This window comes from Blastococcus saxobsidens (assembly GCF_002938435.1).
GTDB lineage: Bacteria > Actinomycetota > Actinomycetes > Mycobacteriales > Geodermatophilaceae > Blastococcus > Blastococcus saxobsidens.
Genome location: NZ_POQT01000051.1, coordinates 1 through 19748 on the forward strand (window position 1 = coordinate 1; position 19748 = coordinate 19748).

The 19748-nt window shown below is 74.3% G+C and carries 17 protein-coding genes; 8 read left to right on the plus strand and 9 right to left on the minus strand.

Annotated elements, in window-relative coordinates; genetic code table 11:
- Window positions 1-181: 181 nt before the first annotated feature.
- The 9 genes from C5507_RS20630 to C5507_RS20670 all read right to left on the minus strand — a co-directional run bounded on the left by C5507_RS20630 (window position 182) and on the right by C5507_RS20670 (window position 11202).
- On the minus strand, window positions 182-988 hold the full coding sequence (locus C5507_RS20630; RefSeq protein ID WP_104530374.1) for a hypothetical protein: 807 nt from the start codon (window positions 986-988) through the stop codon (window positions 182-184).
- Between the two features lie 182 nt (window positions 989-1170).
- Window positions 1171-1995 (minus strand): alpha/beta hydrolase, encoded by an 825-nt coding sequence (locus C5507_RS20635; RefSeq protein ID WP_104530389.1) that lies wholly within the window; start codon window positions 1993-1995, stop codon window positions 1171-1173.
- A 102-nt stretch (window positions 1996-2097) separates the two neighbouring features.
- On the minus strand, window positions 2098-2946 hold the full coding sequence (locus C5507_RS20640) for an HAD-IIA family hydrolase (protein ID WP_104530375.1): 849 nt from the start codon (window positions 2944-2946) through the stop codon (window positions 2098-2100).
- On the minus strand, window positions 2939-4420 hold the full coding sequence (locus C5507_RS20645; RefSeq protein ID WP_104530376.1) for a biotin carboxyl carrier protein: 1482 nt from the start codon (window positions 4418-4420) through the stop codon (window positions 2939-2941). The genes C5507_RS20640 and C5507_RS20645 overlap by 8 nt, the downstream gene beginning before the upstream one ends.
- Window positions 4420-5793, minus strand: a complete 1374-nt coding sequence (locus tag C5507_RS20650; protein ID WP_104530377.1) for an acetyl-CoA carboxylase biotin carboxylase subunit — start codon at window positions 5791-5793, stop codon at window positions 4420-4422. Before C5507_RS20650 ends, C5507_RS20645 begins: the two co-directional genes overlap by 1 nt.
- Entirely contained in the window at window positions 5786-6274 is a 489-nt protein-coding gene (locus C5507_RS20655; protein ID WP_104530378.1) for an acetyl-CoA carboxylase biotin carboxyl carrier protein, read from the minus strand. Before C5507_RS20655 ends, C5507_RS20650 begins: the two co-directional genes overlap by 8 nt.
- A 5-nt stretch (window positions 6275-6279) precedes the next feature.
- Window positions 6280-7359, minus strand: a complete 1080-nt coding sequence (locus C5507_RS20660) for a PEP/pyruvate-binding domain-containing protein (RefSeq protein ID WP_104530379.1) — start codon at window positions 7357-7359, stop codon at window positions 6280-6282.
- On the minus strand, window positions 7359-9167 hold the full coding sequence (locus C5507_RS20665) for a PEP-utilizing enzyme (protein WP_104530380.1): 1809 nt from the start codon (window positions 9165-9167) through the stop codon (window positions 7359-7361). Before C5507_RS20665 ends, C5507_RS20660 begins: the two co-directional genes overlap by 1 nt.
- A gap of 34 nt (window positions 9168-9201) precedes the next feature.
- Window positions 9202-11202, minus strand: a complete 2001-nt coding sequence (locus C5507_RS20670; protein WP_104530381.1) for an acetoacetate--CoA ligase — start codon at window positions 11200-11202, stop codon at window positions 9202-9204.
- An 86-nt stretch (window positions 11203-11288) separates the two neighbouring features.
- Here C5507_RS20670 and C5507_RS20675 point away from each other — a divergent pair, with 86 nt between their 5' ends.
- From C5507_RS20675 to C5507_RS20710, 8 genes are all read left to right on the plus strand, one after another.
- Window positions 11289-12116 carry an IclR family transcriptional regulator domain-containing protein gene (locus C5507_RS20675; RefSeq protein ID WP_249027839.1) on the plus strand — a complete coding sequence of 276 codons (828 nt, stop codon included), beginning with the start codon at window positions 11289-11291 and terminating at the stop codon, window positions 12114-12116.
- 64 nt (window positions 12117-12180) lie between these two features.
- Window positions 12181-12597 carry a hypothetical protein gene (locus tag C5507_RS20680; protein ID WP_104530382.1) on the plus strand — a complete coding sequence of 139 codons (417 nt, stop codon included), beginning with the start codon at window positions 12181-12183 and terminating at the stop codon, window positions 12595-12597.
- A 100-nt stretch (window positions 12598-12697) separates the two neighbouring features.
- Window positions 12698-13078 carry a hypothetical protein gene (locus tag C5507_RS20685; protein ID WP_104530383.1) on the plus strand — a complete coding sequence of 127 codons (381 nt, stop codon included), beginning with the start codon at window positions 12698-12700 and terminating at the stop codon, window positions 13076-13078.
- Between the two features lie 45 nt (window positions 13079-13123).
- Window positions 13124-14137 carry an NADPH:quinone reductase gene (locus tag C5507_RS20690; RefSeq protein ID WP_104530384.1) on the plus strand — a complete coding sequence of 338 codons (1014 nt, stop codon included), beginning with the start codon at window positions 13124-13126 and terminating at the stop codon, window positions 14135-14137.
- 189 nt (window positions 14138-14326) lie between these two features.
- Window positions 14327-15256, plus strand: a complete 930-nt coding sequence (locus tag C5507_RS20695; protein ID WP_104530385.1) for an ABC transporter substrate-binding protein — start codon at window positions 14327-14329, stop codon at window positions 15254-15256.
- A gap of 231 nt (window positions 15257-15487) precedes the next feature.
- On the plus strand, window positions 15488-16786 hold the full coding sequence (locus C5507_RS20700; protein WP_104530386.1) for an alanine racemase: 1299 nt from the start codon (window positions 15488-15490) through the stop codon (window positions 16784-16786).
- A gap of 2 nt (window positions 16787-16788) precedes the next feature.
- Complete coding sequence (locus tag C5507_RS20705; RefSeq protein ID WP_104530387.1) at window positions 16789-18150, plus strand: diaminobutyrate--2-oxoglutarate transaminase family protein; 1362 nt, start codon at window positions 16789-16791, stop codon at window positions 18148-18150.
- Entirely contained in the window at window positions 18147-19553 is a 1407-nt protein-coding gene (locus C5507_RS20710) for a pyridoxal phosphate-dependent decarboxylase family protein (RefSeq protein ID WP_104530388.1), read from the plus strand. Before C5507_RS20705 ends, C5507_RS20710 begins: the two co-directional genes overlap by 4 nt.
- Window positions 19554-19748: the final 195 nt, after the last annotated feature.

The following is a 19748-nucleotide window of genomic DNA, read 5'->3' on the forward strand; positions in this document are numbered from 1 at the left end:
TGAAGACCATCGCCGAGCTGGAGGCGATGGCCGCCGCGATCGGCCGCCCGGCCCGCCAGCGGACGACGGAGTACGGCACCCCCTCGGCCGAGCGGATCGCCACCGCCCGCTCCGACGAGGGCCGCGCACGGCTCACCCTGTCGACCACCCCGCGCTGAGCCCCAGCTGCCCGGGCGCCGCGCTAGTCCGGTGGTCGCCCCACGACGGCGAGCTCCAGGTAGTACGGCAGGGCAGACCACATGAGGCCCGCGATCCCGAGGCTCCACTCGCCTTCGTCACCCACCCGAGCGGGCACGTGGCCGCACACGGTCAACCCGACGTCGCGCCAGTCCGGATCGCGCTTCTTCAACCGGAACGGGCTGTAGACGCCCGGTCGGTGGTGCGCCCCTCCGCCGTCTTCCGGTCGCCAGGCGCCGTCGTCGGCTACGGCCGGCAGCCCCGCCAGCACCTCGGCCGGCGGGACGTCGCGACCGGTCCACGCCAGCCGCTGCAGGACCGGCCGGACCGAGTGGTCGAACCCGTCGTCCCGCCGCTGGACCACCCGGAGCAGCGCAACGGTCCCGTCGCTCGCCGTCCAGGCCAGCACCATGCCGGCCTCCAGGTCCGTGACCTCGCGCCAGGGGCGGCGGAGCGTCCTGCGCTTCGGCTGCGGGCCGGTCAGTTGCTCGCGCAGCGCCGCCAGGACGGCAGCACGCTCCGCCGCGAACTCGGGGCCTGCCTCGTGCCAGCGGACGAGGTCCCGACCGGAGTCGATGACCTCGATGGCGCGATCACGGACGTGCTCGTCCAGCCGGCCGACCTCGAACTGGGCAGCCGCCAGCGCCAGCCAGAGCACCGGCTCCTCGTCGGGCCCGAGCTCCGCCCAGCCCTCGATGCTCTGCCGGGTCGCCTCGGCGTCGGGCACCCGGTCCAGGAGCGACTTCCGGTACAGGTCGCGGACGTCGCACGCCAGGTCGTCATCGAAGATTGCCGGCCCGCTGGAACTCATGACCCGCAGCCTGCCCGAGAGCGGGCAGCTGCCCGGCCACTGGCACGTGTCGTAGGACTAGCACTGCTCCAGGTCGCTGATGCTGACGCCGCTCCCGCTCTCGAGGCGCACGACGCCGCCATCCGAACTCGTGTCGAACGAGCCGACGGCCCCCGGCTGCGGCGAGGGACACCCCACCGCGGCTACGCAACGGCCTGCTCGGCGAGTTCGACGACGGCCGAGATCACGTCCTCGCCGTCGAGGAGGACGAGGTCGTTGTGGTCGGCACCCGGTACCTCCACCACCCGGTGCAGGCCGGCCGCGGCGTCGGCGACGGCCCGGCTCTGCGCCGGCGGCACGATCGAGTCGGCGCTGCCGTAGAGGACGGTGGTCGGCACGTCGACCGTGCGCACCTGCTCCGCCACCGGGTAGCGGTCGCGCAGCAGTGCCCGCACTGGCAGGAACGGGTAGTGCTCGCTGCCCACGGCGGCCAGGTCGACGAAGGGCGAGCGCAGGACGAGACCTGCCGGCGGGTGCTCGGCCGCCAGGCCGGTCGCGACGGCCGCGCCGAGGCTCTCCCCGAAGTACACGAGCCGGTCGGCCGGCACCCGGGCCTCCTCCACCAGGAAGATTCGGGCCGCGCGGGCGTCCCGGGCCAGCCCCTCCTCGCTCGGGCTGCCGGGGTTCCCGGCGTAACCGCGGTAGTCGAAGAGGAGGACGGCGTACCCCTCGTCCGCGAGCGCCCGCGCCAGCGGCGCCCGCATGCCGCGGTGGCCACCGTTGCCGTTGGCCACGAGCACCGCGGGGGCCTCCGGCGTCCGGCCCGGGACGTACCAGGCGGCCAGCTGCAGCCCGTCCTCGGTCTCGAGCACGACGTCCCGGGCGCCGGGGACCGCCTCCGCCGCCGAGAGCTCCGGGCCGGCATCCGGCAGGTAGATCAGGGAGCGCTGGAGCGCCCAGAGCAGGCCCACCAGCACAGTGCACACGAGGGCGACGACGGCCGCACCCCCCACCGCCCTGCGCAGCATCCGCCGGTGATCGCGCCTGTCGGACACGGTGGACCAGCGCTCACCCGGCGCTCGGCGGGAGACCGCCAGCAGCCGTGCCACCGTCGACGACGACGCTGGTCATCACAGCTGGCCGCGGAGCAGCTCCGCCAGCACCCCGGCGTCGGCGAGATCGAGGTGCGGCCGCACGCCCGGTGGCAGGTCGGCGAACGACTCCGCGTGCCCGATGCCGGTGTGCACCGCCACCGCGAGCGCGCCGCCGGCGTGCGCCATGGGCACCTCGAGCTCCGGGTCGTCCCCCACGACGGCGAGCTCCGCCGGCGCGAGGCCCAGCCGCCGGGCCGCCGTTCGCAGGGCGTCCAGCGAGGGCTTCCCGACCACTGTCGCCTCGCGGCCGGTGATGTCGCGGACGACGGCGCTGATCGCCCGCGACGTCCCCAGCGAGCGGCCCTCCGCCGTCGCGAAGAACAGGGAGTGGGAGGCGCTGTACATCTGCGCCCCGTCGAACACCGCGAAGACGGCGGCCTCCAGCGCATCGAAGGTCAGCTCCTGCCGGAACCAGCCGGCCATCACCGCGTCGCACGGCGTCCCCCGCAGCGGGGGCACCGTCTCGATGCCCGCCGCCTCCAGCGGCTCGGTGATCCCCTTGCCGCCGAGCACCATCACGCGCCGGTACCCGCGCTCGACGAACACGTCCACCGCCGTCGACGCCGGGGTCAGCGCCTGGTCGGCTCCGACCGGCAGCCCGATCCCCTGCAGGACGTCGGCGATCTGCTGCGGGGTCTTGACGGTGCCGTTGGTGTAGATGCAGAAGCCCGTCCCGCGCTCGACCAGGATCTCCAGGAGCGAGGACGCGCCGGGCAGCGGGACCATGCCCTGGTTGTTGCGGTCGCCCATCACCAGCGTGCCGTCCATGTCGAGGACGAACCCGCGGACCGTGCCGAGGCGGTCGAGGGCGGCGGGGTCAGGCACCGGAGGTCCCTTCGCGGGAACGTCGCACCGACAGCCGGAAACCCGGCTTGGTGACGGCGAGGTCGTGCACGGACGGCCGCGACCCGAGCTCGCCCACCAGGGAGAGCACCGGGGCCAGCGCCGGGTTGAAGTGCCGCGGCGCCGGGGCGGCGGCCAGCATGGCGTCGACCTGCTCCTCGGGCATGTGCGCCCGCAGCAGCAGCTCCTCGTCGCTCACCCCGGGCCACCGCGTGCGCAGCTCGGCCGGCGACGGCGGCGGAGGCTCGGCGGCCAGCTCGCGGGCGCGCGGCCGGTCGAGGATCCGGTCGAGCACGTCCGGGGCGATCGGCGCGGTCGGGCGGCCGAAGCTGCCCATCGCGTACCGGATGACCTGGTCCGGGACGTTGGCGTAGCGCTCCTCGCCGATCACGTTGAACAGCGCCTGCGAGACGACCATCTGCGGGAACGGCGTGACCATGATCGGGTGGCCCATCTCCGCCCGGACCCGGCCGACCTCCTCGATCAGGCTCTCGAAGCGGTCCTCCATGCCGATCTCTCGCAGCTGCCGGCGCGTCGTCGTCATCACGCCGCCGGCGATCTGGTGGTGCAGGAACGCGGCGTCGAAGTCCTGCGGGCGGCCCGCCGGCAGCCCCTCGGCGGCGGCCACGCCGTCGAAGAAGCCGCACACCAGGCCGAGCGCCCGGTCGTCGACCGCGACGGTGTGCCCCATCTCCCGGAGGTTGGCGACCGTGCGCCGCGCCTCGGGGAGCGACGAGCCGTTGCCCAGCGCCCCGCTGCCCACCTGCACCACCTCGACGCCCAGGTCCGGGGCGAGCGAGTAGGTGAGCGGGGAGAGCCCGATGGTCGCGTGCGAGTGCAGCTCCAGCGGTTTCCCGCCCAGCGCGGCCAGGATCGTCGGCAGCAGCGTGCGAGCCCGCTCGGCGGTGAGGATGCCGGCCGGGTCCTTGACGTAGGCCCGGTCGAAGTTCGCATCGGCCGCGTACTGCGCGGCGATGCCGGCGTAGAAGGCATCGTCGTGGACCTCGCTGATCGTGAAGGTCAGCGCCCCCACCACCTCGTCGACGCCGGCCTGCTTCAGCCGCCGGGCGGTCTCGCGGGCGGCGTCCATGTCGTGCATGGGGTCGAGCACGACCACCCGGTCGATGCCGTTGGCGACCAGCCGGTCGTAGACCAGCTGCATGGTCTCGGGGTGGGAGTTCTGCCAGCTGATGAAGCGGAAGCCGGTGCCGATGAACTGCAGCTTCGTCGTCGGCATCGCCGCCCGGGTCAGCCGGATCCGCTCCCAGGGGTCCTCCCGGTGCACCCGGACGGCGACGCCCATGGCGGTGCTCGACAGGTAGTCCAGCGCCCGGAAGCCGACCCGTTCCAGCAGCGGCGCGGCCTGCACCACGTGCGCGGTGCGGAAGCCGGTGGCGCCCCAGAGGCTCTGGTTGCCGTCGCGCAGGGAGACGTCGACGAGCTGCACGTCGGCCATCAACGGGCCCCCACCAGGTCGCGGGCGGACAGGAAGCGCTCGAAGAAGGCGGTGTCCACTCCGCCGGCGCGGAACTCGGGGTCGTCGAGCAGCGCACGGTGCACCGGCACGGTCGTCGTCACGCCGTCGATCCGCAGCAGCTCCAGCGCCGCCCGGGCGCGGGCCAGCGCGTCGTCCCGGTCGGTGCCGTGCACGATCAGCTTGGCCAGCAGCGAGTCGTAGAACGGCGGCACCACCGAGCCGCCCTGCACGTGGGTGTCCACCCGCAGCCCCTCCCCGACCGGCAGCACCACGCGGTCGACGCGCCCGGGCGAGGGCCGGAAGCCGGCCGCGGCGTCCTCGGCGTTGATGCGGCACTCCACGGCGTGCCCGGTGAGGACGACGTCCTCCTGGCGCAGCCGCAGGGGCAGGCCCTCGGCGACGGCGAGCTGCTCGGCGACCAGGTCGAGGCCGGTGACCATCTCGGTGACCGGGTGCTCGACCTGGATGCGGGCGTTCATCTCCAGGAAGTAGAAGGTGTCCCGCTCGCAGTCGACGAGCAGCTCGACCGTGCCCAGCCCGCGGTAGCCCAGGTGGGCGCACAACCGCAGTGCGGCGTCGGCCATCTCCGCCCGCAGCCGGTCGGGCAGCAGCGGGGCGGGCGCCTCCTCGAACAGCTTCTGGTAGCGCCGCTGGACCGAGCAGTCGCGGTCGCCGAGCGCGACCGCCCGCTGCCCGTCGCCGAGCACCTGGACCTCCACGTGCCGGCCGGAGGCGACGTACCGCTCCAGGTAGACCCGGGGGTCGCCGAACGCGGCGGCGGCCTCGGAGACGGCGAGGTCGAGGGTGTGCGCCAGGTCGGCGGGCTCGCGCACCAGCTTCATGCCGCGTCCGCCGCCGCCACCGACCGCCTTGACCAGCAGCGGGTAGCCGACGTCGGCGGCCACGGCCCGGGCCTGGTCGAGGTCGGCCGCCTCGCCGCCCGGCACGACCGGCAGGCCGGCGGTCAGCGCGTGCGAGCGGGCGGTGAGCTTGTCGCCCACGGCCTCCAGCGACTCCGGCGTGGGGCCGACGAAGACGATGCCGGCCGCGGCGCACGCGCGCGCCAGCGACGGGTTCTCCGACAGGAACCCGTACCCGGGGTGGACCGCGTCCGCGCCGACGGCCTGGGCGGCGCGGACGACGGCGGACGGGTCGAGGTAGGACGCCGAGGCGGCGGCCGGTCCGAGCCGGACGACGCGGTCGGCCAGCCGGGCGGGCAGCGAGTCGAGGTCGGCGTCGGAGGCGGCGAGCACCGACTCGATGCCCAGCCGTGCGCAGGTCCGGATCACCCGCGCGGCGATCTCACCCCGGTTGGCGATCAGCAAGCGGCGGATGCGGCCCGTGCTACCCACCCGCCCCGCCCTCCCCCGCCGGCTCCACCACCAGGAGCACCGCGTCGGCGTCGGCGAACTCGCCGTTGCCGATGCGGAACTCCACCACGGTGCCGCGGACGCCGGCGTGCACCGGGGTCATCATCTTCATGGTCTCCACGATGCCGACCACGGTCTCGGTGTCGACCACGTCCCCGACGTCCACGAACGGCGGGGCGCCCGGCTGCGGGGCCCGGTAGAACGTGCCCAGCAGCGGTGGGTGGACCGCGACCAGCCCTTCGCCCACCTCCGCCGCGGGCGCGGCCGTCTCCGTGTCGGTCGCGGGCGCGGCCGCCTGCTCGACCCGCGGCGCCCGGAGGACCTGCTGCTCGGCGGTCCAGCCCGTCGAGCCTTCCCGGCGGACGGTGACGGTCAGGTCGGCGAGCTCCAGGTGCAGCTCGGCCAGGCCGCTGGAGTCCAGCACCCGCAGCACGTCGCGGACGTCGTCGGGGGTCAGCTCCACCGGTCTCAGCCCTCCGTCGGGCGCTTGCCGCCCAGCAGGTTGAAGACGTGGTCGAAGGGGCGGGCGGTCGGGGCCGCCTTGCGGATCCGGTCCTTCTCCGCCCACACGGTCTCGGGCCGGCTCTGCAGGAGGAAGACCTCCCCCGCGTCGTCCACCGCCCACTCGATGTCCTGGGGACAGCCGTAGTGCGCCTCGACCGTCCGGGCCGTCGCGGCCAGCTCGGCGATCTCCTCGTCGGAGATCGACGGCACGTCCTGCAGCTCGGCCGGCACGTCGGTCTCGACCACGCCGGCGCCCGAGGGGTCGGGTCGGTGCCAGCGGGTCTTGGTGGCCACGGTCCGCTTGATCTCCCCGGTCACCTTGCTGACGACGAACGCGTCGGGCGTGACGTCGCCGCTGACGACGGCGGAGCCGAGGCCCCAGCTGGCGTCGATCGCGATCACCGACTTGTCGCCGGTGCGCGGGCTGCGGGTGAACATCACCCCGGAGCTGCGAGCACCGACCATGCGCTGGACGACGACCGCCATCCCGAGGTCGGTCTCGGGGATGCCGCGGCGCAACCGGTAGGTCACCGACTCGACGCTGTAGAGGCTGGCCCAGCAGTGGCGCACGTGCTCGAGCACCGAGTCGGCGCCGTGCACCCAGAGGTAGGTGTCCTGCAGACCGGCGAAGCTGTCCTCGGCGCTGTCCTCGCTGGTGGCGCTCGACCGTACGGCCACCGGCAGCTCCGGGTCGCCGCACTCCTCGCACAGCGCCGCGTAGGCCGCCGTCACGCCGGCGGCGACCTCGTCGGGCGGCGGCGCCGCCTCCAGCACCGCGCGGATCTCCGCCGTGCCCGCCGCCAGCCCCTCGGCGTCGGCCGGGTCGAGAGCGGCCACCCGCTCCGGGATGGTCCGCCCGGCCACGGTCAGGTGCTCGATGGTCTGCCGGAAGGCCGCCGTCGTCACCGCGAAGCCGGTCGGCACCCGGATGCCGGCACGCAGCAGCTCGCCGAGGCTGGCGCCCTTGCCGCCGACGGTCGCGACATCACCCAGACCGACGTCGCGGAAGTGCAGTACGGACTGCGTGGCCATGACGGTTCCCATCAGCTCAGCACGGTGACGACGCCGCGGTCGCCGTCGACCCGGACACGGTCCCCGGTCCTGATCCGCGCGGTGGCCATGCCGGTGCCGACGACGGCCGGCATCCCGTACTCGCGGGCCACGATCGCCGCGTGGGACATGGTGCCGCCGATGTCGGAGACGGCGGCGGCGATCTTGCCGAAGACCGGGCCCCAGCTGGGCGCGGTCACCGGGCAGACGAGCACCTCGCCCTCGCGGATCTGGCCGATGTCGTTGACGTTGAGGAGCACCCGCGCCACGCCTTCGACCACACCCGGCGAGGCCGCGTAGCCGCGGACGGTGGACTCGTCGTCGTCGTCACCGCCGAGCCAGGTCTCGATGGTGTCCTGGGTGATGCCCCAGAGCATCTTCACGGCCGGATCGTTCAACGCCTCGGGGACCGCACCCAGCGCGGGCGGCGCCGACCAGCCCGATAGCGCCTCGACGATCCGCTTGCGCTCGGCGACGATCGGCTGCCAGTGGCGGGCGCCGAGCTCGGTGCCGCCCGAGGCCCAGGCGAGCGAGACGTCGACGAGGGCGTCCTCGACCTCGAGGTGCCGCAGGTGGAAGACGTCGTCGGCCTCCAGCAGCACGCCGCGCTCGGCCAGCAGCGCCCCGAACGCCCGGATCTTCTGGAAGAAGCGGGTGGTGAACCAGTGCTCGCAGTAGAACTTGTGCGACTCGATGTAGGGGAACACCTGGCGGCACAGGCCCAGCATCTGGTCGAAGGCCGCCTTCTCCTCCTCGGCGTCCAGCAGCGCCCGGTAGTCGCCGGCGATCCGGTCGCGCTCCTCGGCCAACCGCTCGGTCGGGCGGGTGAGGTCCTGGCCCGCCGCGATCTGCTCGACGTAGCGCGGCAGGGCGGCGAACGGCACGGTCAGGTCGTCGGCCCAGGACAGGTGGTGGTGGTAGAAGCCGTCGCCGACCGAGACGTTGAACCACGGGTCCTTCGCCGCCTCCAGCGCCGCCAGCCAGCGGGCGCCGGCGTCCCCGCGCTCGGCCAGCGCGGCCAGCACCTTGGCCGGGTCCGCGCCCTCGACGAACAGGTCACCGAGGTCGAGCTCCACCGCCAGCGCGGCCAGCTTCTTCAGCTCGTCGTCCGGGCGGTACATGGTCACGTCCATGCCGGCGACCATGCGGGCCACCATCTGGTCGCCCATCTCCGGGAAGGCCTGCTTGCAGAACTCGAAGAAGACGACGTAGGCGCCGTACCCGAGCATCAGCAGCTCGGTGTGGTGGTGCCACATCTTCGAGTACAGGTCGATGCAGCGGTGGAACCGCTCGCGCAGGAAGTGGTTGGAGGCGAAGCCCCGGCCGCCCGTCACCACCTCGAGGGGGTCGAGGTCACCGAGCTCGGGCACTTCGACGGCCTCGATGTCGGCGATCAGCGCCTCGATGCGCTGCTGCCACTCGCCGTAGATGCGGTCCCAGTTCCCGTAGTAGTGGCCCGCCCGCTCCTGGAAGTCGGCGAACCGCCTGCCCTGCTCCGCCTCGTCGAGGACCGGGTTGGCCGTGATGTAGACCCGCCCGTTGAGGATGCGGTACTCGATCCCCATCGTCGTGGGGAAGGAGAACAGCCGGGCGGTGTTGGCGCCGATCGCGGTGTAGGGGATCTCCGAGGTGAGGCCGTCGAACGCCGGGATCACCTCGGGGAAGTGCATCGAGTTGTAGAACCAGAACCGCTCGTCGTCCTCCGGCTGGAAGCGCGAGAAGTAGGGGTACATCGACTCCCACCCCTCCGCGCCCGCCACGGGCTCCAGCTGGGACGGGACGGGGAACGAACGCTCGGTCATGGCTGGGGTCCTTTGCTCGGGCGGCGGGGTGAGGTCAGAGCGAGTAGTCGGACTGGGTGCGGGCGTACGCCGCGATGCCGGCGAAGCCCTGCGGGTCGGCCATCGCGTCGGGATCCGCGATCGCGGAGAGGTCGGCGCCGAGCAGCAGGCGGCGCACCGGGATCTCCATCTTCTTGCCGCTGCGGGTCACCGGGATCGCGTCGACGGCGACGAGCCGGTCGGGCACGTGCCGCGGCGTGCAGTCGGCGCGCAGCCGCGCCCGCAGCCGCGCGACCAGGTCGTCGTCCAGGTCCTGGCCCGGCGTCAGCACCACGAACAACGGCATGAAGAACCCGCCGTCCGGCAGGTCGAGGTTGACGACCAGGGAGGTGAGGACGGCGGGGTCGTCCTCCACGACCCGGTAGATCTCGGCGGTGCCGATCCGCACGCCCTGCCGGTTGAGGACGGCATCGGAGCGGCCGCGGACGAAGCAGCCGCCGCGCTCGTTGATCTCGAAGAAGTCGCCGTGCCGCCAGACACCGGGAAAGGTCTCGAAGTAGCTGGCCCGGTAGCGCGCGCCGTCGTCGTCTCCCCAGAAGAACAGCGGCATCGACGGCATGGGCGCGGTGATGACCAGCTCGCCCACCCGGCCGACGACGCTGGCACCGGACTCGTCCCACGCCTCGGCGGCCACGCCGAGCGAGCGGGCCTGGATCTCCCCGGCGTGGACCGGCAGGGTCGGGACGCCGCCGACGAACCCGGTGCAGCAGTCGGTGCCGCCGCTGCCCGTCGCGAGGGACAACTCGTCCTTGACGTTCGCGTAGAACCAGGCGCTGACCGCCGGGCCGACCGGGGAGCCGGCGGGCATGACGACGTCGAGCGCCGAGAGGTCGAAGCGCTCGCGGGGCACGACGCCGGCCTTCTGCATGAGCTCGACGAAGGTGGGGCTCGCGCCGAAGAGCCGCGCGCGGGCGTCCTGGGCGATCCGCCAGAGGACGTCGACGTCGGGGTGGCTCGGGTTGCCGTCGTAGAGAACGGGCACCGCGCCCACCAGCGGCATGGTGAGGAGGAAGTTCCACATCATCCAGCCGGTGGTGGTGAAGAAGAACGCGCGGTCACCGGGGCGCAGGTCGTGGTGCAGGACGTGCAGCTTGAGGTGCTCGAGCAGGATGCCGCCGTGCCCGTGCACGAGAGCCTTGGGCAGCCCGGTCGTGCCGGAGGAGAACAGCACCCACAGCGGATGGTCGAAGGGGACCTGCTCGAAGGAGAAGTCCGCGACGTCCGGGCCGGCGACGACGTCGTCCCAGGGGGTGCCGGGCTGGTCGAGCCCCAGCACCGGCACGCGGACCACCTCACGCAGCCCCGGTAGACCCGCGACGACGGCGGCCACCTCGTCCCGGCGGTCGAAGTCGCGGCCGCCGTAGCGGTAGCCGTCGGCCACGAACAGCACGGCCGGGTCGAGCTGGCCGAGCCGGTCCAGCGCACCGCGGGAGCCGAAGTCGGGCGAGACGCTGGCCCACACGGCGCCGACGCTCGCAGTGGCGAGCATCGCGACCATGGCCTGAGGCACGTTGGGCAGGTAGGCGACGACGCGGTCGCCGTGGCCGACCCCCCGGTCGCGCAGGTACGTGGCGAGGACGCGCACCTGACGGGCGAACTCCTCCCACGGCAGCTCGCGCAGTGGCTCGCGCTCGTCGGCGAAGAGCAGGGCCGGCTCCCCGGGGCGCTCCTGCCGCAGCAGGTGCTCGGCGAGGTTGAGCCGGGCGCCGGGGAACCACCGGGCGCCGGGCATGACGCGCTCCTCCAGCACGGTTGCGTGCGGCGCGGAGGAGACCACGTCGAAGAAGTCCCAGACGGCCTGCCAGAACTCCTCGAGCTCGTCCGTGGACCACGCCCACAACTGGGCGTAGTCGGGGAAGCGGCGACCGGTGCGGGCCTCGGCGAAGCGGGTGAACTCCACCAGCTGCGCGTCGGCCACGCGGTCCGCGGGCGGCGTCCAGAGCAGGTCGCCCTCGGCGACGGCGGTCGGCGCAGCGTCGGTGACGGGACCTGGCATGGCGGAGACAGTGGCGCAGACCACACAGGGTGGGCAACACTGACCCGCGCAGATTTCACGCAGCGAAAAGCGGCAGATGAAGCGGGGTGGGTCGGTTGCGCAGCTACCGCGTGAAGCCGATCGAGTCGCTCGCGCGCGGCCTGCAGGTCCTGCAGACGCTGCAGGAGGTGCGCGCCGCGAGCCTGCACGACCTGCACCTCGCCACCGGCATCCCCAAGCCCACGCTCACCCGCATCCTCTGGACCGCCCATCAGCAGGGCCTCGTGTGGCAGCGCATGGTCGACGGCGCCTTCCTCCCCAGCCACTCCCAGCGGCGGCTGGAGCCGGACGACGACGCCTGGCTCGTGGAGATCGCCTCTCCCGTGCTCGACGAGCTGGCGCGGCGCCTCCAGTGGCCCTCGGTGCTGGCCGTCCCACGGCTGGACTACATGGAGACGCTGGAGACCAACAGCACCCGCACCTACTTCGACGCCCTGCCGCCGCGGCCGCGCGGGTACCGGGTGAACATGCTGGGATCGGCCTCGGGCCGCGCCTACCTCGCCTTCTGCACCGAGCAGGAGTTCGACGCGGTCATCCGCCGGCTCCGGCAGCGGGACGCTCCGGCACACGGCCTGGCCTTCGACGACGAGGCACTGCGCCGGCTGGTGGCGACGACGCGGGAACGCGGCTACGGCATCCGGGCGCCCGACTTCGGCGGCGACTACGCGCGGCCGCGCTCCGAGGTGGACGACGGCCGCGAGTCCATCGCGATGCCGGTGTGCGTCGAGGGCCGGGTCCTGGCCACCATCAACCTCACCTGGCGCCGGCAGGTGATGTCGACGTCCGGGATGATCCAGCGCCACCTCGACGACCTGCGGACGGCCGTCCTGACGGTCGAGGCCCGGGCACGGGCGGCCGGCCTCGGGCACGGGTGACCGCCGCCGGCACACCCTCGGGACGCCGAGAGCCTCCGCCACCGCCCGCGGCTAGCCTCGGCCCATGGGGTACTTCGGAACGCTCGTCTACAGCGAGGGACGCTGGCGCACGGGACGGCCGACCGCGGTGCCGTTCCTCATGGTCGACGTGCACGACAGCGACATCGCCACCGTCGACTACCGCGCCGCCGACGCGTCCGGCGGTCGCTTCTTCCTGGGCTACGAACCCCGGGTCTACTTCGACGAACCGGACGCCTCGGCGCCGGTCGACGTGGACGCGGAGACCGAGGGATTCGCCCGCTGGGTGCGCGACGCCGTCGGCACCGAGATAGCGCCGGCCGACGTGCGCGGCCTCCTGGCCTCCCCCGGCGGCGTGCCGCCGACCGACGAGGTGGTGGAGCAGACCGTCGAGCGGCTGCTCGCCCTGGCCGGCCTCCCGATCCCCCCGTGGCCCACCGACGAGGACGCGCCGCCGGGCTGACGCCGATAACACTTCGGCCGCTTTCGGGAACTCCGGGGCCCCGGTGCGGCACGATTCGGTCCCCGCCTGGTCAGGCGCCGTGTCCGGAGAGGAGCCCGTCGTGGCCGCCCAGGAACGACTGACGTTGCGCAACGCCTACCTGTACCTGGTCTGCCTGATCACCCTGGTGGTCAGCCTCTTCGCCGCGGTCCAGCTCGTCCGCAGCGCGGTGGGCGCCTTCTACCCGGACCCCGGCTACTACGGGTACTACCCGTACGAATCGCCGGACGGATCGCGGGAGAGCCCCAGCGAGGAGGAGATCGAGCGCCAGCAGCAGCTGGCCGAGGACTCGCAGCGCCGCCAGGAGGTGCTCGGTCTCGTCGGCTCGGCCACCACGCTGCTCGTGGCCGGACCGCTGTACGTGTACCACTGGCGGCGGGTCCAGGCGGAGCTGCCGGCGCGGTCCGCGCAGGAGCCCACCGCGGCGCCGCCCGCACCCTGACACCGCCGCCGAGTGGGCGCGCGGAGTCCGGGTAGGGGCTCCCCCGTGCGAGCGATCTCCTACACGAGCCCCGGCGGTCCCGACGTCCTCGAGCTGGTCGAACGGCCCGTTCCCGAGCCCGGCCCAGGTGAAGTCCGGGTCCGGGTCGCCTTCTCCGGCGTGAACCCCACCGACTGGAAGTCGCGCAGCAAGACCGCGCCCGGCCCCGACGGGCAGGTGCCGAACCAGGACGGCTCCGGCACCGTCGACGCCGTCGGCCAGGGCGTGGACCCGGCGATGGTCGGCCAGCGGGTCTGGATCTGGGAAGCGGCCTGGCAGCGACCGTGGGGTACGGCGGCCGAGTCCACCGTCGTCCCGGCCCGGCACGTCGTGCTGCTGGGGGCCGACCCCTCGTTCGAGCTCGGCGCGGCACTCGGCATCCCGTTCCTGACCGCGCACCGCTGCCTGACCGTCGCCGAGTCGCTGCCCGACCGGCTCGGCCCCGGCGCCCTGACCGGCGTCACCGTGCTGGTCCAGGGCGGGGCGGGCGCCGTCGGCAACGCCGCGATCCAGCTGGCGCGCTGGTCCGACGCCACCGTCATCGCCACGGTCAGCAGCCCGCGCAAGGCCCGGCTGGCCGCCGCGGCCGGCGCCGACCACGTCGTGGACTACCGGGAGCAGGACGTCGTCGCCGAGGTCCGCAAGGTGGCACCCAGGGGCGTGGACGCGATCGTCGAGGTGTCCGCCGCGGTCAACGCCGGCGTGGACGCGCAGGTGATCGGCATGCACGGCGCGGTCGCCATGTACGCCGACGACGGCGGCGCGGAGGTGACCGTGCCGGTGCGGTTGCAGATGGGGCCGAACGCCCGCTGGCAGTTCGTGCTCGTCTACACCGAGCCGGACCGGGCCAAGGTGCTCGGCATCGAGGACGTCGCCACCGCGGTGGCCGACGGCGCGGTCCGGGTCGGCGAGGAGGCCGGCCTGCCGCTGCACGTCTACCCGCTCGCGCAGACGGCCGCCGCCCACCAGGCGGTGCAGGACGGCGCCGTCGGCAAGGTGCTCGTCGACGTCACCGCCTGACGCGGCGAAGGGCCGGCGGCGCCGTCGAGTGGCCGGCCGGTGGGGCGCGGACGGACCCGCCTGACGCGAACTTAGGCGAGCCTGGCCTAATAGACGCGTTCCCGACCCTGGGGTCCGCGGCGCGTCTGCGCCGACCGCGGGCTCCACCCCCGTCCGCGCGGCTCGCGCCGCCGAAAGGAAGTGCGCCCGGTGCGCCTACGAACGCTTACCACCGTCACCGTCGCTGTCACCGCCCTGAGCGCCTGCGGCTCCTCCCAGGAAGCCCAGGACACCGTCGCACAGGGAGACGCGGAGACCCGCTCCATCTCCCACGTCATGGGGACGACGGAGGTCCCTGCGGAGCCGCAGCGGGTCGTCACCCTGGACACCCCCCACCTGGACACCGCGCTGTCCCTGGGCATCACCCCTGCGGGCTCGGTGCAGTCCGACGTCGCCGGCGGCCTGCCGGAGTACCTGGGTGACCGGACCCAGGGCATCGAGATCGTCGGGACGATCGAGGAACCCGAGCTCGAGGCGATCGCGGCGCTGGAACCCGATCTCATCCTGTCCTCCTCGGTGCGGCACGAGGGGATCTACGACCAGCTCAGCGAGATCGCCCCCACCGTCCTCACCGACTACGAGCAGGGCTGGCAGGCGATCTTCAGCACCACGGCCGAGGCCCTGGGCATGGCCGAGGAGGGCGAGGAGGCGCTGGCGGAGTACGAGAGCCGGGCCCAGGAGATCGGCGATGCCCTGGGTGCGGACGGGGCGAGCGCCTCGATCGTGCGCTTCCTCCCCGACGAGACGCGCATCTACGGCCCCGAGACCTTCTCCGGCAGCATCCTCACCGACGTCGGTTTCGCCCTTCCCGAATTGCCCTACGACGAGTACTCGATGGTCTACATCAGCCCGGAACTCATCGACCAGGCCAACGCGGACGTCGTGTTCTCGACCGCCTACGGCGATCCCGCGACGACCACCAAGGACAGCGTCACCGCGGTGTGGGACCTCCTGGAGGCCGTGCCCGACTGCGCCTTCGAGGTCGACGACGCCGAATGGATGCTGGGGATCGGGCCGATCGGCGCCGGGATCGTCCTGGACGACGTGGAGGCCACGCTCGCCGGCACGGAATGCCTGTGACTCCCGCGAGCCCCTGACGTCCCGGGTTCCGGCACCCCTGCCACGGCCGGCCTGCCGGCCGTGGCAGGGGCCGAACCGCGCGACCGTCGACCATCCGCGAGCACCCCTCGCCGGAGCCGCCCCGACCGGCCCCGGCGTGCGCTCGTCACCCTCGCCCCCGTGAACCCCGGGGCGACACCCCTCCCAGTCGTTAGCTAAGGTGAGCCTTACCTAACTCGGCTAGGAGGTTCGATGCTCTTCCCACCGTCGGCCGCCGGCAGCACGTGCGCCCAGGCACTCCCGGCAGCCCGCCTCCCGGCACCGGTCCGCACGGAGCTCCTGGCCCACGCGGGCACGGTCAGCGGCTACTTCTACGACCTGGAGGTCGCCGCGGACCGCGCCCGGACCTTGCGGGCCGCACTCCCCCGCTGGGCGTCACTGTTCTTCGCCGTCAAGGCCAACGGGTTCCCGACGGTGCTGAGCGCACTGGCCGGACCGGCGGGCATCGACGGCTTCGAGGTCGCCTCCGGGGCCGAGGCACAACTGGCCCGCGCCGCACTCCTCTCCGCCGGCCGCCCGCCCCGTCTCGTGGCGGCAGGACCGGCGAAGACCAGCGACCTGCTCGGTGCGCTGCTGGACGCCGGCACGGAGGTCGTCCACGTCGAGAGCCCGCTGGAGCTGGCGCGGCTGTCGGCACTGGCCGCCGAGCGCGGCGTGACCGTCCCGGTGGGCCTGCGGGTCAATCCGGCGGTCGTCGGGGTGCGCGGGACGCTCGCCATGGGTGGCCGGCCCGCCCCCTTCGGGGTCCCGGAGCCGGACGTCCCCGCCGTGCTCGCCCTGGCCCGGTCGCTCCCGGGCGTGGACGTCGTCGGTTTCCACGTCCACGCCGTCTGCGGCAACCGGGACGCCGGCGCCCACGCCGCCTACATCGCCTGGTGCCTGGGCTGGGGGGCGCGGACCGCCCGCGAGCACGGGGTGGACCTGCGCTGGATCGACGTCGGCGGCGGCCTCGGCGTCTCCTACGGCGGCCAGTCGCCGCTGGACGTCGAACTGCTCGGTGACCACCTGCACCGGCTCTCCCCGCCGGCCGGGGTGGAGGTGGCCCTGGAGCCCGGGCGCTGGCTCGTCGCCGACTGCGGCTGGTATGCCGCCGAGGTCGTCGACGTCAAGCACTCCTACGGGACGACCTACGTCATCGTGCGCGGCGGGATCGGCGGCTTCGCCCTCCCCGGCACCGAGGACTTCCCCTTCCCGGTCACCGTGCTGCCCGTCGAGAACTGGCCCGCCGAACTGCCCCGCCCCGAGGCGTGCGGCACCGCCGTGACGGTCGCGGGCGAACTGTGCACCTCCGAGGACGTCCTGGTCCGCGACGTCGTCGTCGACCGGGTGCGCGCCGGTGACCTCGTGGTCATCCCGCAGGCCGGTGCCTACGGCTGGGAGTTCGCCCTGCAGTCCTTCCTCGGCCACCCGCCCGCCACCCGGGACGTCGTCCCCGCCCGGGACAGCGACGTCCGCCCCGCCCTCGTCCCCGCCCTGGAGGTCACCCCGTGAGCATGACCCTCGCCCCCACCACGCCGACCGATCCCGACGCCGTGCTCGCTCGCCAGGCGGCCCGGGAGTCCGCCGCCCGCACCTACGCCCGGACCTTCCGCATCGTGCCGGTGCACGCCCGGGGGATGACGGTGACCGGCGCGGACGGCCGCCGCTACCTCGACTGCCTGTCCGGAGCGGGGACGCTGGCCCTCGGGCACAACCACCCGGTCGTGGTCGAGGCGGTGCAGCGGGTGATCGAGCGGGGCGCCCCGTGGCACGCCCTGGACATCGCGACGCCGGAGAAGGACGAGTTCACCGACGCGCTCTTCGCCGCGCTGCCGCCGGGACTCGCCCGCCGCGCCAGGGTGCACTTCTGCGGGCCGGCCGGCACCGACGCCGTCGAGGCGGCGTTGAAGCTGACCCGCACGGCCACCGGGCGGACCGGCGTCGCCGCCTTCACCGGGGCCTACCACGGCATGACCGCCGGTGCGCTGGCCGCCTCCGGGGGCGTCGGGGTCAAGGAGCCGATGACCGGGGTCGCCGCGGAGGCGACCCGGCTGCCCTACCCCTACGCCTACCGGTGCCCGTTCGGGCTCGGCGACTCCTCCGGGGAGGTGTCGGCACGCTACGTCGAGCGGCTGCTCGACGACCCGAACGGCGGGGTCGTGCCCCCCGCGGCGATGATCCTCGAGGCGGTGCAGGGCGAGGGAGGCGTCGTCCCCGCGCCCCTGCCATGGCTGCGCGAGATGCGTCGGATCACCGCCGAGCGGGGCATTCCGCTGGTCCTCGACGAGGTGCAGACCGGGGTGGGGCGCACCGGAACCATGTGGGCGATCGAGGCCGCGGGGGTCGAACCCGACGTCATGGTCCTCTCCAAGGCGATCGGCGGGAGCCTGCCGCTGGCCGTCGTCGTCTACGCCGACCACCTCGACACCTGGGCGCCCGGGGCGCACACCGGCACCTTCCGCGGCACCACCCTGGCGATGGCCGCCGGGGCCGCCACGCTGCGGTACGTGCAGTCCGAGCGGCTGGCTGAGCGGGCCGAGGCGCTCGGCCGGCGGCTGCGCGCGGACCTGACGGCCCTGGCGGGCGCGCACCCGTCGATCGGCGAGGTCCGCGGCCGCGGGCTGCTCAACGGGATCGAGCTCGTGGAGCCCGACGCCGTGCCCGACCGCGTGGGCGCCCGGCCGGCCGCCCCGGGGCTGGCCGTCGCCGTCCGCGCCGAGTGCCTGCGGCGCGGGCTGATCGTCGAGCTCGGTGGGCGGCACGACAGCGTCGTGCGGCTGATCCCCCCGCTGGTGATGACCGACGAGGAGGCCGGTCAGGTGCTCGACCGGCTCGACGCGGCCCTGACCGCCGCCGAGCGGGAGTACCGGGCATGACCGCCGTGATCCCCGGGACGACGACCCCGGCTGCGGAACAGGCCGGGAGCGACCTCCCGGCGCTCGTGGCGCTCTCGTTGGCCGCGCTCGCCGCCGGGCGGGCAGCGCGCGGCGGCCCCGTGCCGGCCGGTGAGCCGGCGCAGGTCGCGGCCGACGTGGACGCCGCCCTGGGCGAAGGGGTCCTGCCGGAGGTGGGGTCCGGAGAACGGGCCGCCCTGGCGGGGCTGGTGGCCGCCGTCGCCGCCGGGGCCGCCGACCCGGCCGACCCCATGTGCGCGGCCCACCTGCACTGCCCGCCGCTGCCCGTGGCGGTCGCCGCCGACCTGGCCGCCAGCGCGCTGAACCAGTCGCTGGACAGCTGGGACCAGGCCCCCGCCGCCACGGTGCTGGAGGAACGGGTGGTCGCCGCGCTGGCCGGCCTGGCCGGCCTCCGCGGCGGGAGCGGGGTGCTGACCACCGGCGGGACGGGCTCGACCTACACCGCGCTGCTGCTGGCCCGCGACGCCGCGGCCGGTCCGGTCCGGCTGTACGCGAGCGCGGCAGCGCACTTCTCGGTGGAGCGGGCGGCGCACCTGCTCGGCCTGCCCCGCGTGGTCGCCGTCCCGCTGGGCGAGGACCAGGCCATGGACGCCGCAGCGCTCGCCGCCCTGCTGCGCGCGGCCCCGGCCACGGAGCGCCCCGTCGTCGTGGCCACGGCCGGCACCACCGACCTCGGCTCGATCGACCCGCTGCCGGCCATCGGGCAGCTGGTGAGCGCCGCCGGCGGGTGGCTGCACGTCGACGCCGCGTACGGCGGCGGCGTGCTGTTCTCCGACCGTCGTCGGTCCCTGCTGGCCGGTATCGAGCGGGCTGACAGCGTCTCGCTGGACCTGCACAAGTTCGGCTGGCAGCCGGCCGCGGCCGGTGTGCTGCTCACCCGGGACGCCGCGGCGTTCGCCCCGCTGGCCCGGCGGGCGGCGTACCTGAACCCGGCCGACGACGAGGCCGCCGACTATCCGAGCCTGCTCGGGCGGTCGCTGCGCACCACCCGCCGCGCGGACGTCCTCAAGGTCGCCGTGACGCTGCGCGCGCTCGGCCGCAGCGGGCTCGGCGCGCTCGTGGACACCTGCTGCGACCTGGCCGGCTACGCCGCCGCGCGGGTGTGCAGCGAGCCCCTGCTCGAGCTCGCCGCCGACCCGGTGCTCAGCAGCGTTGTCTTCCGCCACCGCGGCGGGGACGCGGTCAACGCCGGGCTGCGCCGCCGGCTGCTGCGCGAGGGGCGGGCGGTCGTGGGCCGCACCGAGCTGGCCGGGCAGGTGTTCCTCAAGCTCACCCTGCTCAACCCGGCGGCCACCCCCGCCGACGTGGATGCGCTGCTCGACCTGGTCCTCGCCGCCGCCCGGGCCGAGGAGGGCGCCTCGTGACCGAACTCGCGACGCTCGCCTCGCCCGCACAGCGGGCCCGGGCCGGCGCGCTGGAGGTGCTGGTGCGCTGCTGGCTGCGCGGGCGAGCGCGCCGTCGGCGAAGGTGGCGGTGTCGGAGCTGCTGGCGCCGGTGCTGCACGGCAAGGCCACGGCCGCCGGCTCGGGTAGCCAGTCGATCCGCTTCTCCGCGCGGAC

Bases quoted from the DNA above. Each gene is read 5' to 3' on its own strand.
- C5507_RS20630 (WP_104530374.1), bottom strand. From the start codon at position 988: ATGAGTTCCAGCGGGCCGGCAATCTTCGATGACGACCTGGCGTGCGAC.
- C5507_RS20635 (WP_104530389.1), bottom strand. From the start codon at position 1,995: ATGCTGCGCAGGGCGGTGGGGGGTGCGGCCGTCGTCGCCCTCGTGTGC.
- C5507_RS20645 (WP_104530376.1), bottom strand. From the start codon at position 4,420: ATGGCCGACGTGCAGCTCGTCGACGTCTCCCTGCGCGACGGCAACCAG.
- C5507_RS20660 (WP_104530379.1), bottom strand. From the start codon at position 7,359: ATGGGAACCGTCATGGCCACGCAGTCCGTACTGCACTTCCGCGACGTC.
- C5507_RS20665 (WP_104530380.1), bottom strand. From the start codon at position 9,167: ATGACCGAGCGTTCGTTCCCCGTCCCGTCCCAGCTGGAGCCCGTGGCG.
- C5507_RS20670 (WP_104530381.1), bottom strand. From the start codon at position 11,202: ATGCCAGGTCCCGTCACCGACGCTGCGCCGACCGCCGTCGCCGAGGGC.
- C5507_RS20680 (WP_104530382.1), top strand. From the start codon at position 12,181: ATGGGGTACTTCGGAACGCTCGTCTACAGCGAGGGACGCTGGCGCACG.
- C5507_RS20700 (WP_104530386.1), top strand. From the start codon at position 15,488: ATGCTCTTCCCACCGTCGGCCGCCGGCAGCACGTGCGCCCAGGCACTC.
- C5507_RS20705 (WP_104530387.1), top strand. From the start codon at position 16,789: ATGACCCTCGCCCCCACCACGCCGACCGATCCCGACGCCGTGCTCGCT.
- C5507_RS20710 (WP_104530388.1), top strand. From the start codon at position 18,147: ATGACCGCCGTGATCCCCGGGACGACGACCCCGGCTGCGGAACAGGCC.